This is a genomic window from Cyanobium sp. NIVA-CYA 375 (assembly GCF_056108345.1).
Window position 1 is genome coordinate 1 of record NZ_JBSYHW010000065.1, and the last position, 14,099, is coordinate 14,099.

General features: G+C 60.3%; 14 protein-coding genes. 9 read left to right on the top strand and 5 right to left on the bottom strand.

Translation table 11 applies throughout. The annotated features are described in order from the left end of the window. The 3 genes from AC01FP_RS13425 to AC01FP_RS13435 form a co-directional block, all read right to left on the bottom strand. Positions 1-717 (bottom strand): MSMEG_0568 family radical SAM protein (locus AC01FP_RS13425; RefSeq protein WP_474480906.1); only part of this gene is annotated, 717 nt, incomplete at its 3' end. Next, on the bottom strand, positions 710-1,702 hold the full coding sequence (locus tag AC01FP_RS13430) for a Nit6803 family nitrilase (RefSeq protein WP_474480908.1): 993 nt from the start codon (positions 1,700-1,702) through the stop codon (positions 710-712). The genes AC01FP_RS13430 and AC01FP_RS13425, both read right to left, overlap by 8 nt. Positions 1,703-1,723: 21 nt before the next feature. Continuing rightward, entirely contained in the window at positions 1,724-2,206 is a 483-nt protein-coding gene (locus AC01FP_RS13435; protein WP_254929160.1) for an MSMEG_0572/Sll0783 family nitrogen starvation response protein, read from the bottom strand. Positions 2,207-2,387: 181 nt separating this feature from the next. On the opposite strand from AC01FP_RS13435, the gene AC01FP_RS13440 reads away from it, so the two are divergent. After that, the gene (locus AC01FP_RS13440; protein WP_474480910.1) at positions 2,388-3,683 is read left to right on the top strand and encodes an MSMEG_0569 family flavin-dependent oxidoreductase; all 1,296 of its coding nucleotides are present in this window, start codon (positions 2,388-2,390) and stop codon (positions 3,681-3,683) included. A 279-nt stretch (positions 3,684-3,962) separates the two neighbouring features. Here AC01FP_RS13440 and AC01FP_RS13445 read toward each other — a convergent pair whose 3' ends face one another. Next, on the bottom strand, positions 3,963-4,367 hold the full coding sequence (locus tag AC01FP_RS13445) for a LexA family protein (RefSeq protein ID WP_474480912.1): 405 nt from the start codon (positions 4,365-4,367) through the stop codon (positions 3,963-3,965). Positions 4,368-4,850: 483 nt separating this feature from the next. On the opposite strand from AC01FP_RS13445, the gene AC01FP_RS13450 reads away from it, so the two are divergent. The 3 genes from AC01FP_RS13450 to AC01FP_RS13460 all read left to right on the top strand — a co-directional run bounded on the left by AC01FP_RS13450 (position 4,851) and on the right by AC01FP_RS13460 (position 5,795). Then, on the top strand, positions 4,851-4,988 hold the full coding sequence (locus AC01FP_RS13450; protein WP_474480914.1) for a hypothetical protein: 138 nt from the start codon (positions 4,851-4,853) through the stop codon (positions 4,986-4,988). A 220-nt stretch (positions 4,989-5,208) separates the two neighbouring features. Beyond that, positions 5,209-5,403 carry a DNA-binding protein gene (locus tag AC01FP_RS13455; protein ID WP_254943080.1) on the top strand — a complete coding sequence of 65 codons (195 nt, stop codon included), beginning with the start codon at positions 5,209-5,211 and terminating at the stop codon, positions 5,401-5,403. Beyond that, entirely contained in the window at positions 5,403-5,795 is a 393-nt protein-coding gene (locus AC01FP_RS13460; protein ID WP_474480916.1) for a type II toxin-antitoxin system death-on-curing family toxin, read from the top strand. Before AC01FP_RS13455 ends, AC01FP_RS13460 begins: the two co-directional genes overlap by 1 nt. 55 nt (positions 5,796-5,850) lie before the next feature. Here AC01FP_RS13460 and AC01FP_RS13465 read toward each other — a convergent pair whose 3' ends face one another. Continuing rightward, on the bottom strand, positions 5,851-6,465 hold the full coding sequence (locus AC01FP_RS13465; RefSeq protein ID WP_474480918.1) for a sigma-70 family RNA polymerase sigma factor: 615 nt from the start codon (positions 6,463-6,465) through the stop codon (positions 5,851-5,853). Between the two features lie 357 nt (positions 6,466-6,822). On the opposite strand from AC01FP_RS13465, the gene AC01FP_RS13470 reads away from it, so the two are divergent. The 5 genes from AC01FP_RS13470 to pglX form a co-directional block, all read left to right on the top strand. Continuing rightward, entirely contained in the window at positions 6,823-7,170 is a 348-nt protein-coding gene (locus AC01FP_RS13470) for a hypothetical protein (protein ID WP_474480920.1), read from the top strand. A gap of 233 nt (positions 7,171-7,403) precedes the next feature. Then, positions 7,404-8,222, top strand: a complete 819-nt coding sequence (locus AC01FP_RS13475) for a BrxA family protein (RefSeq protein ID WP_474480922.1) — start codon at positions 7,404-7,406, stop codon at positions 8,220-8,222. Next, positions 8,219-8,830 carry a DUF1788 domain-containing protein gene (locus tag AC01FP_RS13480; protein WP_474480924.1) on the top strand — a complete coding sequence of 204 codons (612 nt, stop codon included), beginning with the start codon at positions 8,219-8,221 and terminating at the stop codon, positions 8,828-8,830. The genes AC01FP_RS13475 and AC01FP_RS13480 overlap by 4 nt, the downstream gene beginning before the upstream one ends. Then, positions 8,827-12,327 carry a BREX system P-loop protein BrxC gene (gene brxC, locus AC01FP_RS13485; RefSeq protein ID WP_474480926.1) on the top strand — a complete coding sequence of 1,167 codons (3,501 nt, stop codon included), beginning with the start codon at positions 8,827-8,829 and terminating at the stop codon, positions 12,325-12,327. The genes AC01FP_RS13480 and brxC overlap by 4 nt, the downstream gene beginning before the upstream one ends. Positions 12,328-12,376: 49 nt before the next feature. Next, positions 12,377-14,099: BREX-1 system adenine-specific DNA-methyltransferase PglX (pglX, locus tag AC01FP_RS13490; RefSeq protein WP_474480927.1), on the top strand; the 1,723-nt coding region annotated here is incomplete at its 3' end.

Here is a 14,099-nt window from a genome sequence, read left to right on the forward strand (position 1 = left end):
TATCGACGCATTAGTCATGTCCTCAAGCCCCCGGATGTACTGATCAGAGGGGTGACAACTTTCCTGAAACTGGGGGATCGGATCTTCAGGTGGTTCGCACTGCGCCTGGATGGGAATATCCACCAGCTTTTTCACAGCCATGGCGGTTTCCGCCATCAGTAGCGCACCCCGGTCATCGCTGTTCGGGGTGCCGGTTGTCATCACAAGCTGCTTGATGCCATCCAACCGAACGGCGGCTTCTGCGACCTCCGCGATCTGCTCTGGTGTCTTGCGGACAATCGTGCGGGAATCTTCAAGGGATTGCTCGATGGCGCAGAACTGGCAGGAGTCGGTTCGATCGCGGAAGCGAATGCAGGTCTGAAGCAGGGTGGTGGCCAATACATCTCGCCCGTGTAGGAGCGCGATGGATCGATAGGGGGTGCCGTCGGCCGTGGAGAGGCTGTAGAAGGCGGGTTCGCTAGTGACGGCTACGGAACTCAGCACCTCACTGGCACGGCTGGTGAGTGCGATGCCGCCCTGTGGATCGGCCTCCAGGCTGTAGGGGGAGGCCTTTGATGCCGCGTTGTAAATGGGCACCATCACGGTGGCGCCATCGATAGTGATAGCCCGGTGATCGGAAGGACCAGCGCCTCCACGCCGACCTTTGTTACCAGGGAGTGCAGGGTCGGCAACGCCATGCACCTGCAGTTCCGTGATCAAGCGACCCAGTTCAGACATCACTCATCTCCTGGTTGAAGGTCATCAACTCCGTGGCATCGAGCGGCTCCGCAGCCATTCCCATGGCAGAAGCCTGTGCAGCGGGTGTGTGATTGATGCGAAGGCTCAGCAGATCAGGGCGGCTGTAATGCCCCACGCTGTCCATCATTCGCTTGCGTTTGGTGATCAAGGAACGATCCAGCTCGGCGATGGCGAGCCCTTCGCCATCTGGCAGTGGACCAGCCAGATAGCGCCCCTCGGGGCTGATCACAGCGGTGTGGCAGCCACCCTGAAACGCCTTGTGCAGAGAGGTGTCGGCCGTAATGGTGCTGTAGTCGTCGGGGTCGAGCCAGGCTGTGGAGCAGATCACAAAGCAGCCGGCCTCCAGCGCGTGATGCCGCATGGTGACGGCCGTCTGTTCGCTGAAGATCTGGCCCACCAGGGAGCCCGGGAACTGAGCGCAATGGATCTCCTCGCCTTGGGTCATCAAGGAGAAGCGAGCCAGGGGGTTGTAGTGCTCCCAGCAAGCGAGAGCACCCACCTTGCCGAGGCTGGTGGAAACCACCTTCAGACCAGCTCCATCCCCTTGCCCCCACACCATGCGCTCGTGGTAGGTGGGTGTGATCTTGCGGCGTTTGAGCACGATTTCGCCGTTGGCATCGATTAAGAGCTGGGTGTTGTAGAGACTGCCGCCATCGCGTTCGTTGATTCCCAGCAAGACGTGCATGCGGTATTGACGTGCTGCAGCAGCAATGGCATCCGTTGCTGGACCAGGGACAGTGACAGCCTGCTCGTAAAGCGCCAAATGGGAGCGTCCCATCAGCACGGCAGGCTCGACGAACGAGAAGTACGGGTAATAGGGGAGGAACGTCTCGGGGAAAACGATCAGCTCCACCCCTTCGCCTGCCGCCTCTTCCATGGCCGACAGCACCCGCTGAACTGAGCCTTTAAGGCTGAATAAAACCGGGCGGATCTGAGCTGCAGCAACCTTGATCGTGTTGACCATTTCGGCAGAAGGCGCAGTGAATCAGAGGGTCCAGGTGTCGAGAATGAAGGCATTCTCCTTGCGGTGCATCAACACGATGTCGAGAACATCGAGTGGATTGACGGGCCGGATTCCAGGCATCAGAGCGCCTTCGCCATGGCCGTAAAGAGCCTGCAATGCAAACCGGCAGGCATACACCTTGCCGCCCTGATCCATGAACTTCTGCAGACGTGCATTGAAGTTGAGATGGCCATCGAAGGCTGCATCACCAAGCTTCGGGAAACCGCGCTGAACGCCTAGCGTGACACCAGGGCCGTAAAGGAGAATCGATGTTTCAAATCCCTTGTTAATCAGGCGACTTGCCTGGAGCAGGTTCACAAGGCCGATCGAGCCCTCGAAGGCCACCGTGTGAAAAGTGATCAGTGCTTTTTCGCCCGGTTCGGCTTTGACGTCGGGAAAGACCTTCTCCTCGTAATCAACCAGAAAATCGCCCGGCTCGTTTGCAGGACGGCTGACAGCAGGCATGAGTGAATGTGAGGACAGGTGCATATTGAGCATTGCCTTTTGAGGTGGGGCTCAAATGTCGCCGATGCCACCAAACGTGCTTATTCGCTGAGACTCATGTTGCATTAAGCGGTTTCGTGCGCATCGATACAGACATCAACAGTGAATGCATTTAAGATAAAAAATTAAAGTTGCTGCCGCTTTGAACCGATACTCTCAGGCTCGGCATCTCAGTGTTGTGGTTGTAGGTGGTGGCCAGGCAGGACTTTCTGTTGCGCATGCTCTGCAGAAGCGAGGCGTCACACCAGTAGTGCTCGAAAAGAACAGGGTTGGTTACGCCTGGGATCAGCAGCGCTGGGATTCTTTCTGCTTGGTAACCCCCAACTGGCAGTGCCGTCTGCCGGATTTTCCTTATGACGGCCCAGACCCGGAAGGGTTCATGGTGAAGTCCGAGATCGTTGCCTACCTGCAGCGCTTTGCTGCGTTTGTCGCTGCTGATGTGCGTGAGGGTGTGAGCGTCGAACGGCTCGTGCACAACGGCACTGGCTACCGCTTATTCACATCTGAGGGGGAGATTCTTGCCGATCATGTTGTGGTGGCCACGGGGGGCTATCACGCCCCTCGCCGGCATCTGGAATCACCGCGTCTGCCTTCATCAACGCTGCAGCTCGATGCCCGTGAGTACCGATGTTCCGCATCACTGCCAGAAGGTCCGGTTCTGGTCGTAGGTAGCGGCCAATCAGGCGCCCAGATTGCGGAAGATCTGTTCCTCGAAGGCCGTGAAGTTCATCTGAGCGTAGGGTCCGCGCCACGCTCACCCCGGCGCTATCGCGGCAAGGACACGGTGGATTGGCTGGATCGCATGGGCTATTACTCCATGCCGATCGGTCAGCATCCGGATCCGCGAGCCGTGCGCACTAAAACCAACCACTACCTCACAGGACGTGATGGGGGCCGGGAGATTGACCTACGGGCTCGCGCCCTGGAGGGGATGCATCTGCATGGAAGACTCCGCTCGATCACGGCTGATCAGATCCGGTTTGGCGATGACCTGGCGACCAACCTCGACCAGGCCGATGCGGTGTACTGCCGAATCCGAACCAGCATCGACAACTGGATCGCTAAGGAGGGCATTGAGGCCCCGGAAGAAGCTGCCTATTCGCCTTGCTGGCAGCCCGGACCGGGCGAGGATCCGGGTCTCGACCTGCGGTCCAAACCGCTGGCGGCTGTGATCTGGTGCACCGGCTACAGCAGTGATTTTCACTGGATCGACGTGCCTGTGTTTGACGGCTCTGGTCATCCGGCCCATGACCGCGGCATGACCCAGAGCCCGGGTCTCTATTTCCTTGGCTTGCCCTGGCTGCACACCTGGGGCTCGGGCCGCTTCTGCGGCGTGGCCGATGACGCCGAACATTTGGCCAGCATGATCACGCTGCGTCTGCAGCGACGCGATGCAAGCCAAGAACGGTTGGAATGCACGGCGTTATTGGGGTCTTGATGCTGCCCTGCTGATTCATCACAACCAGGTACAACCACTATCTGCCTGATTGCCAGGCTGAGAGATCCAGAGGCCATCTGATGCGTTGGCAGAACCTGTGATGTCCAAACCGCTCTGCAGGATCGGCTGTGCAACGCGCGATCGACCACTGCATCTCACGCCAGAACCTGATCGCCTCGTCACGGCGGTTGGGCAACCGGCTCAGGCGAATAGACCTCCATTGCACCTAGAGGGAGGAGCAGCTCAAGGTCCTGATATTTCCCGCATGCCGTCCCCCGATCAGATCTTGCGCAAGCGCTTCTTGTTGAGGTGATGCACCGCATGCATCACCACGCCAAATAGCCCTGAGCGATCAAAGGCCTCCAGGTCCAAAGGAATTGCTACTTCGCCTGGCCGCACGGGTTCAAGCAACCACTGCTCCCCCTGCCGCAAAAGCGGCCGCATTAGAAAGCTGCCCTGGTGGGCAACGACGACGACATGGCCGGAGCAGGGTTCAACGCTGCGGTCAATCACCACCAGGTCGCCGTCGTTGATCCCGTGCTGGCGCATGCCATTGCCGCTGGCCCGCATGTAAAAGGTGCAGACCGGGTTGGGAATCAGGGCGGCATGGAGATCCAACCCATCACCCAAGGAACCCAAGCAGAAGGGCACAGGCTCGCCAACAGGCAGGTCGGCCAAGATCAAACCAGCAAAGGCAGCAGTACAGCTGTTCTACTCCTGGCGAGGTGAGGTGGGCGGTTCAGCCTCTACCAACACAATCAAATCGCCGGTGGCAGGGTGCTTGAGGTCTGGGGCCATCACTGCACCGTAGAAAGCCATTGGCGATTGGCTGCCAAGCCGCAGCCCTATCCAGAGCAAGCGGAACAAGGGCAACCCCAGGTGGATTGCTCGATGGATCGTCTGCCAGGTGGCTCAGTTTTCGTGTCGCCTCTGGCTCAGTTTTCGATGTCGCCTGAAAGCCGCTAGGCGCACCTCACGGTGCGACACCGGCATGGCGCTGATCTCGAGCTGCCTGGCAGCAGCGCGGACTGAAATGCATTCCCGGAGCATGAACTGGTGCTTTTGATGGCCGTGGTTGTGCCATTGGTTGCGCGGCCCTGTCGCCTTCTGCGCTGGCGGAGCGGTCCGGTCCGATCAGGCTGGCGGGCAGCACTTTCAGCTAACGCCATGCTCCGCATCCACGGCGATCGCAACAGCCTGCTGGCGGCCCTTGCTGCCCACTGGGACGACCAGCAACTGCAGATCCCACCGCCGCTCAAGCCGCAGGTGCGGCCGATCCGCCGCCTACCAGGCCTGCTGCGCTGAACTGCCCTGGCAGCAATAGATGGATAGGGCCTCACTCCACCCTGCTCAGCTGCTGGCGCAGCGACGGGACCGATCCCAGCGGAGGTCCGACGTCAGGAGGGCCTCAAACTGGAGAGGACCGGAGCAAGCCCTCCCCTCGTAACCGATCAATCTGCTGCAAGCCATCCGCCAACGGAGGTGCCAACCTGGATGCCATCAGTCCTTCAGTTGGAGAGCGCCGGTGGGAATCGCGATCGAGCTCAGTGACCAACAGGCCCAGGCCTTGAGCGAAACAGCACGCCGGCTCCACGTCAGTGAGGCCGATCTCGCTTCTGCTGCAGTGCGGGATCTGGTTGCTCGGCAATCGGTTGATTTCCAGACCGCTGCGGATCGGGTGCTCAACAAAAACCAGGAGCTCTATCGCCGGCTGGCCTGATGCGCTGGCTGAGCCTGGCGGAGGTGCTGGAGCTGCATCGTCGCTTGATCGAGCAAAGCGGAGGCATGCCCGGTCTGCGGGACCTGGGCCTGCTGGAGTCCTCCCTCGCCCAGCCCCACCAGAGTTTTGGCGGTGTTGATCTCTACCCAGGACTGAATGCCAAAGCCGGAGCGCTGGGGTTCTCCCTGATCCAGAACCATCCCTTCGTGGATGGCAACAAGCGGATCGGCCATGCCGCCATGGAAACAACCCTCGTGCTGAACGGCGTCGAGTTGACCGCCACAATCGATGCTGCCGAGGCCGTTGTTTTGGCAGTGGCCAGCGGCGAGCTTGATCGCGAGGCCTTCTCGCGCTGGGTCGCAGATAACCAGCAGACGACCGAACCGTTCTGATCCGTATCAGCAACCTTCGGAGTTGGTGTTCCTGCAGTGACTAGGGAGGAGGGCCTCACCCCGCTCCCACCAGCTGCAGCCGCAGAGTCTCAAGAGCCTTCTTCTGGGCCCGCTGCGCCGCTAGGCGCACCTCACGGTGCGACACCGACATGGCGCTGATTTGCAGCTGCTCTGCTGCCTGCCGCAGCGAGAGGCCCTCAAGGATGGTGAGCCGCAGGGCCGTGGCTTGAGCTGCAGGCAGCTGATCTACTAGCTGCTCCAGCGCCAGATCATCAGCGGGCCCGGCTGCTTCTTGCTCTGGGGCCGCCAGCTGATCGAGCAGGCACGGCTCGCCAGCGGCGTGGCCATCAAGGCTGATGTGACCCAAAGGGCACTGACCCTGCTCATGCAGCCGGCGTGGAACGCGCACCAGCCGCACCCCATCGCGCAGGTGATGCTGCAGGGCACCTGAGATGCAGCGGCGCAGATAGGGCTCAGCTGGCTCACCTGCTTTGCAGCGCAGCACTGAACGAAGCAGTGCTTCTCTAGCTACTTGGATCAGATCCTCCCGCTCAACCAAAGGGAAGAAGCGGCGGGCTACAGCTGAGGCAACGGCATCAGCCAGGGAGAGGTGCTGGAGCACCAGGGCATTGCGGGCACGGAGAGCAGAGCGGGAAAGCGGGGCAGCCATCTGGGGACGGCAGAGAACCCCACCCCCAACGGCCAGCCGCAGGGATGTGACAAGGACGCCCCAACGGGGCGCATGGCCTGATCCTTGGCGCAGCGCGAGGAATGGACGAGGGATTCAGGTGGGTGTTTGACGGCCTGGTGGCGACTCGCCCTACTGCTCCCGCTACGGCTGAAAGGTCCCAGCCCTAGGGATCTGCCAGCACGGCCTGCATCGAATGCCCAGTTGACACTGCTGCAAGGAAGCTGATGCCGGCATGGCCATTAACGGGAAGCGGCAATCCCAGCCTCCTTTTTCGCACGAGAAATAGCTGCAAAGGAGATTGGGCGGGCAACAGTGAGTTCGCTGCGAATCACGGCCATGCAACTGATCCAACTGGAGCGGGACGACTGGAACTTCTTCTGCCCGGCTACCGGCCAGCTGGTCTTTAAGGAGACGGGCGAGCCCAATGCCTCAACGGTGCGTGGCTTCTGGTGCCATGAGGTGCCGGATGAGCCCGAACTGCTTTGCGACGAATTGCAGCCCCAGTGGGCTGCCCATGTCGCCATTCAGGACGCGCTCGAGGACGGGGTCGACGTGGCGACCTTCCTAAAGAGCGTGGACAAACCGAACTGGGTGGCCTTTGAGGTCACCAGCTGCGGCTTTGCTTGTGGCCCTGTGAGCAGCACGACCTGGACGGTGCTTGACCTGAACTGCCCGGCGGAGTGATTTCAATGCGCTCTGCTGATGGCCCTGCCATGGGCAAACCATTGCGAATCGGCAGCAATCTTTCAACCTATGCAATATCTGCATGGAGATTCTGTTTTGCAAGGGGAATAGCTGACATCAAGATTGCTGGCCATAGCGTTCATGGCAGAGAAACACCACAGCGAAACGCTTTTTTGGCTTCCACCACAGCCATTCCAGTGCCAAGATCAGCCAGGACCTGCCAGCTGATCGCCTTGGCCCGCTCAGCCCCCAAGGCGCATCGCTACTGCCTGAGCTTCACCTCTGCAGGCCTGAGGCCTGAGCTCGCGGCTGTGATTGCCGGCATCCACCAGGAGGAGCAGGGCGACTGGGCCCGCACCAAGGCCGCAGTGCTGGAACGCAACGCCCTGCAGGCCCGATCGGCCAGCAGCGGCAAACGCCTGGAATTGGAGCTGCGCCAGCGGCTGCAGTGCTTGACCACTTCACAGCTTCAGCTGCTGGCACGAGGAACGAGCGATGAACGCAATGCGATGGCCTGGCTGGCGGTGCTCAAGCGCATTGAGATCGCAGCCGATCTGACGCGCGAGGTGTTGCTGGGCAAGCTCAGCAGCCTGGATCCGGTACTGCGCCGTTCAGACATGGCGGCCTTTTACGAGGACTGCGAGCGGGATCACCCAGAACTGACGGCCCTGGCACCTTCCTCTCAGCAGAAGGTGCGATCAGCGCTCCTGCAGATGCTCAGGGATGCCGGGCTCCTGAGCGGCAAGGCGGGTAAAGGGGGAACGCTTGGCACGGTGCAGCGGCCGCTTATCTCGCCGCAGGTGCAAGACGTGGTGGCCAGCGACGACCCGGCGCTGCTGGCTGGATTCTTGCTGCATGCTCCGGCCATGCCCGCCAAAAGCCGGAAGCCAGCGACCTCGCCAGAGACGGCATCCAAGCCAGTGGCGAAACCTGCAGTGCACGCCCCCGCTAAGCCGAAGGCGAAGGCTGCTTCAAAACCAGCGGCCAAACCCAAGGCAGCTGCCAAGCCTGCAGCCAAAAAGGCTGCGCCAGCCCAGAGGGCGAAAGCATGAGCAGCGTTACAGGCCTCGACAAGCGCCTGCAGGAGGTGCTCACCCGCCCTGAGTTCCTGGAGATGCGGGGGGTGGCCAAGGAGGTGCCGATCTTCATTCAGACCTACAGCCCCGCCGATGAAGACCAGCTGCGGTTGGTGGTTAAGGGGGCTGAACAGTTCCTGCGCAAGCAGGGCCTGCGGGTGAAGCAGGTGGACCTCTTTGAGCTGGTGCTGCAGCTGCTGGAGGCCAAGGGCTACCTCGATGTGGTGCTGCAGGAGGAGGCCGGCTGGAGCAAGAGCGACCTATTTGACACCCTGCAGAACGTGGCCGAACCCACCGCAGCGCTGGTGCCAAAGCTGATGGAGGCTCTGGGCGATGACACCCAGATCAGCCTGATCACTGGTTCAGGCCGGGTCTACCCCTTCCTGCGTACCCACACGATTCTCGAAGCGCTGCAACCGGCGATGGTGCGCCACCCGGTGGTGATCTTCTTCCCCGGCGAGTACTCCCAGGACGCCGACGGCGGCTCCTACCTGCGCCTGTTTGGCACCACGACCGCCAGCAAGATCGAAAACCCTCATTACCGCGCCACCAACCTCGACTACTTCGACACCAAGAGCTCATGACTGCCACCACCATCAAAGAGCTCTTCTTCAAGCCGGTTGATCGCCCAATCGATGGGGTGATCAAGGCCGATGACGAGCGGCATCTGCAGGTCGAGCTCGACGAGTACGTGATCACTCGGGAGGTGAGCAAGGGCCTGGGCGCCTTCATCGATGCCTACCTGCACAACCCCACTGCCAATGGTGTGTGGATCTCGGGGTTCTTTGGTTCGGGTAAGTCGCACCTGCTGAAGATGCTCTCGCTGATGCTCGATGGCGATAAACGCGTCTCCTCCGAACAGCCTGGCGAGCAGAGCAAACGGCCGGTTGAGATCCTGCTGCCAAAGGTGGAGGACGAAATCCTCCGCGCCGATCTCAAGAAGGCAACTGCGATCCCGGCACGCAGCCTGCTGTTCAACATCGATCAGAAGTTCGATGGCATCGGCGGCACCCACGAGGCACCGATCCTCGAGGTGTTCATGAAGGTGCTCAACGAGCTGCAGGGCTACTACGGCAACCAGGGCTATGTGGCCCAGTTCGAGCACGACCTCAACAAGCGCGGTCAGTTCGAAGCCTTTAAGCAGACCTACGAGCGGGTAAACGGCCGCAGCTGGGATAACGACCGTGATGCGCTAGCCACGGTGACCAAGCGCAGCTTCGCGAAGGCCTACGCCGAGCAGTTCGGCGGCAGCGAAGACGACGCCATCAAGGTGATTAATGACGCCAAGGACAGTTACCGCCTTTCAATCGAGGGCTTCGCTAGCCGGGTCAAGGAGTATCTAGCTAGCCAGCCGCCGGGCTTCCGGCTCAACTTCTTTGTCGATGAGGCCGGCCAGTTCATCGGCCAGGAGCGCAGCCGGCTGCTCAACCTGCAGACCGTGGTGGAGAGCCTGGCGAGCGCCACTGATGGGCGGGCCACCGTGTTCATCACCTCCCAGGCCGACCTGGAGGGAATCCTCGGCCAGGTGAAATTTGAGCAGGCCGACGACCTGAGCAAGATCCAGGGCCGCTTCAAGACCAAGCTCACCTTGGCCAGCGCCGATGTGCAGGAGGTGATTCAGCGGCGCCTACTGGCCAAGACCCCGGATGAGCCGGAGCAGCTGATCAACATCTACGAGCAGGAGAGGGAGAACTTCACCACCTTGTTTCGCTTCAGTGATGGCTCGATACAGCTCAAGGGCTGGGGCGACTGTCAGAGCTTCTGCGGTCTTTACCCCTTCCACCCCTATCAGCTGAGCCTGTTCCAGCAGGCGATCCAGAGCCTGGCGACCCACAGCATTTTTGAGGGCCGCAACATGGCGGTTGGTGAGCGCTCAATGCTCTCGGTGTTCCAGCAGGTGGCGATGGCCATCAAGGAGCTGCCCGTGGGGCGGCTGGCCAGCTTTGACCAGCTTTATGACGGCATCAATGAGGTGATCCGAGGCGATAAAAAGCAGACGATGGTGACGGCCCAAAACCAGGTGGGCGAGCTGGAGCTGCGCATCCTCAAGGCGCTGTTCCTTTTGAAGTGGGTGCCGCAGTTCAAGAGCACGGCCCGCAACATCGCCATCTTGTTAATCAGCGAGCCCAGCTTCGATATCCGGGCCCATGAGCAGGCGGTTAAAGATGCCCTGATCAACCTGGAGAGCCAGAGCTACCTGCAGCGCAGCGGCGAGATCTACGAGTTCCTCACCGATAAGGAAAAGGATGTCGAGCAGGAGATCAAGCGCACCGAGGTATCGGATTCAGAGGTGATCAAGGCGCTGCACCGGATCGTGTTTGACGACGTGCTGCAAAGCAACAAGATCCGTTTTGCCGATAACGGCAACGACTACTCCTTTGCCCAGAAGATCGACGACGGCTTGATCAAGGGCAAAGAGGGCGATGTGGTGGTGAACCTGGTGACACCAGAGCACCCCAACTACGGCAGCGAGGCGATCCTCCGTAGCCGCAACATGGGTGGCACCGAACTGATGGCGGTGCTGCCGGGCAAGGAGCGGCTGCTCGATCAGATCCGCAGCCAACTCAAAACCGACCTTTACATCCGCCAGAACAGCGGCAGCGAAGACGAAACCCTCAACGCCATCTTGGCGATCCGGGCCAAGCAGAACGGCAGCCGCCGCCAGGAGATCACCCGGCTAGCGGAAGAGCAACTGCGGATGGCCGTGCTGGTGGTGAATGGCCAGACTCTCTCGGTGGGAGAAGGTGACCCCAAGACCCGTTTCAGCAAGGCCTACCAGGAGCTGATCCGCTCGGCCTTCCCCAAGCTGAAGATGGTGCACGGGGCCTTCAACGAGACCACCGTGGCGGCGGTGGTGCGCGACCAGGACGACCTGCTTGATGGTCTAGCGGTGCAGCTGTCAGAGGCCGAGCAGGAAGTGCTGGTGGAAGTGGAAAGGAGCAAAAATCAAGCCGAGCGGCTGAGCGCAGAAGCGCTGGTGCGCAAGTTTGAGGGGCGCCCCTATGGCTGGAGCAACTGGGCCACCCTCACCTTTATTGCGCGGCTTTACCGGCTCGGAAAGCTGGAGCTGCGGGAGAAGGAGCTACTCAGCAGCGTGGAGGTGATCGAGGCGCTCACCAACAGCCGCAAGCTGGGCGGCGTGAGCGTGCGCAAGCAGGAGGTGTACGACACCAGCACGGTGAATGCGCTCAAACGCTTCCACCAGGAGCTGTTCAACACGCAGAGCCTGGGCACCGATGCCCGCAGCACCTGCGAAGCATTCCGCATGGCGATGGCAGAAGAAGCCCAGGACCTGCGGGAGATCGCAGCGCAGTCCGCCAACTACCCATTCCTGGCTGCCGTTAAGCCCTGGGCCGAGCAGGCAGAAGCAATGGCCAAGAAAGACGACGGCTACCTGCTTAACCAGCTGGACAGCTTCAAGGCCAGCTGGCTGGATGCGGAGGAAGACCTGATCACCCCCCTGAAGCAGTTCCTCAACGGCAACCAGAAGACCGTCTACGACGAAGTGCGGGCGTTTGAACTGCGCTACGGCGATGAGTTCGCCGATCTGCCGGGCGAACAGGTGAGGCCGCTGCGAATGCTGCTGGAGAGCGATAAGCCCTATGCCGGCGGCCTGATCCACCAGGCCAAAAGCGCAACAGTCGAACTGCAGAAGCAGCTGGGCGAGCGACTGGCGGCGGCCAAGGCCAAGGCCCTGGAGGAGATCAGCGAGCAGGAAGGCCGGCTGAAGGCAACGGAAGATTTCCAGAACCTCGACACCAGCCAACAGGAGCAGGTGCTGGCGGCCACCGCAGCGGCCAAAACCGATGTGGAAGCCGCGAGCCAGCCAGGACGGGCCTTGCTGCGGGTGAGCCGCTACCGGAACGATGAGGTGCCCAAACAGCTGCAGCGGATGGCGGCCTTGGTGGCACCGCCGGACAGACCAACGCCTGAACTGATCAAGGTGGTTCCGGCTTCTGCTTTGAAGGTGAACTGCCCACTGAGCCAGATCACCAACAGCCAGGAGCTGCAGCAGTGGCTCGATGCCCTACGGGCCTCAGCTCAGGCAGAGCTTGAGCAGGGCCACCGGATCAGTCTCTGAGCCCAGGTTCGCTTCCATCCCACTCGTTTCTCTGATCCTCAACTGATCCATGCCCGTCAACACCGCCGCCCTGAAAACCTTCGCCCCGGCGATGCGGCGGCAGCTGATCGAGGCGGTGGGTCGCAAGCTGGATCTGCTGCTTACCAGCCAGACCCCAGACACGCTCGGCACCTACGCCAAGCAGATCGAAGAGCTGCGTGAGCAGGAAGCCGAGAACCGTGAACAGCTGCTGGATCGGGTGGCTTACACCTGGTTCAACCGGCTGTGCGCTCTGCGCTATCTGGATGCCATGGGCTGGCACCCGTTTGGATGCAAGGTGTTGATGCCGGCAGCTGAAGGCGAGACCCAGCCGGAACTGCTCAAGCTAATGCGAGCGGGCAGCCTGCCAGCGGCGTTGCAAAGCCATACCGATCAAGGCAGGTTGCATGGCTTGCTGGACGGCCAAGTTCAAACTGCTATTGCCGGAGCAGATCCACAGGGTGAGGTGTATCGAGAACTGGTGCTTGCGGTGTGCCGCTCCTATCACCAGTTGATGCCCTATCTGTTTGAGGGGCTTGATGACGCCACGGAATTGTTGCTTCCAGACGACCAAATAACGGACAGTTCGATTGCAGGAGCCTTTCGCAGCCAAATCAGCGAGAGCGATTGCGAAGATGTAGAAATCATCGGCTGGCTGTATCAGTTCTATATCTCCGAAAAGAAAGATCAGGTGATTGGCAAGGTTGTGAAGTCGGAGGACATTCCGGCTGCCACCCAGCTATTCACGCCCAACTGGATCGTGAAATACATGGTGCAGAACTCGCTGGGGGCCCAGTGGCTGGCCACCTATCCGGCTTCAGCACTCAAGGGCCAGATGGAGTATTACATCGAGCCCGCTGAGCAGACGGATGAGGTGAAAGCCCAGCTGGCTGCAATCACGCCCGTTGCGCTCAATCCCGAAGAACTCACCCTGATCGATCCTGCCTGCGGTTCAGGCCATATTTTGGTGGAAGCCTATGAGCTGTTCAAGGCGATCTATCTTGAGCGCGGCTATCCACAACGGGAGATTCCGCAGCTGATACTAGAGAAGAATCTGTTTGGTCTCGATATCGACGAGCGGGCGGCTCAGCTGACCAGCTTTGCACTGATGATGAAGGGCCGAGGCGATGATCGACGGCTATTTGAGCGCGGGATCCAGCTCAATGTGATGGCGCTGGTGAACAGTGATCAGCTGGATGTGGAGGCGTTGTCAAATGCCGTCAACCTTGCGGACCATGGCCTGAAGCTGGCGGACCTTGTGGAGCTGAAACAGCTGTTTGAACACGCCACCACCTTTGGGTCATTGATTCAGGTGCCCGAAAGGTTGGCAGAGAAGTTACCGACGATTAGGCGGTTGAGTGAGCTGAAGGGGCAGGACATGCTTGTAGCGAAGGCGCTGAAGACTTTAGAACCGCTGGTGCGGCAGGCTGAGTTGCTGGCGGCTCAATACGATGCGGTGGTAGCGAATCCGCCATACATCGGGAGTAAGTACCACATTCCAAACCTGAAGAAGTTCCTTCAACGCAACTACATAGGCTACGAGAAGGACGTCTTTTCCGCATTTATCAACCGCAACCTCGTATTCAGCAGGCCAAGCGGGCGCTTGGGCTTAATGTCACCACAGGGGTGGATGTTCCTTAAGTCCTTTGAAGTGCTGCGGGGCCACTTGCTCGAGTCCAAGACACTTCATTCGCTCATTCAACCTGAGTATCACGCATTCTTCGATTCGGCATATGTATCTGTCTGCACCTTTG

What these genes read in the sequence shown, in the direction of transcription:
- AC01FP_RS13430 (WP_474480908.1), bottom strand. Translation starts at nt 1,702, where the DNA reads ATGGTCAACACGATCAAGGTTGCTGCAGCTCAGATCCGCCCGGTTTTA.
- AC01FP_RS13435 (WP_254929160.1), bottom strand. Translation starts at nt 2,206, where the DNA reads ATGCCTGCTGTCAGCCGTCCTGCAAACGAGCCGGGCGATTTTCTGGTT.
- AC01FP_RS13450 (WP_474480914.1), top strand. Translation starts at nt 4,851, where the DNA reads ATGCTCCGCATCCACGGCGATCGCAACAGCCTGCTGGCGGCCCTTGCT.
- AC01FP_RS13460 (WP_474480916.1), top strand. Translation starts at nt 5,403, where the DNA reads ATGCGCTGGCTGAGCCTGGCGGAGGTGCTGGAGCTGCATCGTCGCTTG.
- AC01FP_RS13465 (WP_474480918.1), bottom strand. Translation starts at nt 6,465, where the DNA reads ATGGCTGCCCCGCTTTCCCGCTCTGCTCTCCGTGCCCGCAATGCCCTG.
- AC01FP_RS13470 (WP_474480920.1), top strand. Translation starts at nt 6,823, where the DNA reads ATGCAACTGATCCAACTGGAGCGGGACGACTGGAACTTCTTCTGCCCG.
- AC01FP_RS13480 (WP_474480924.1), top strand. Translation starts at nt 8,219, where the DNA reads ATGAGCAGCGTTACAGGCCTCGACAAGCGCCTGCAGGAGGTGCTCACC.
- brxC (WP_474480926.1), top strand. Translation starts at nt 8,827, where the DNA reads ATGACTGCCACCACCATCAAAGAGCTCTTCTTCAAGCCGGTTGATCGC.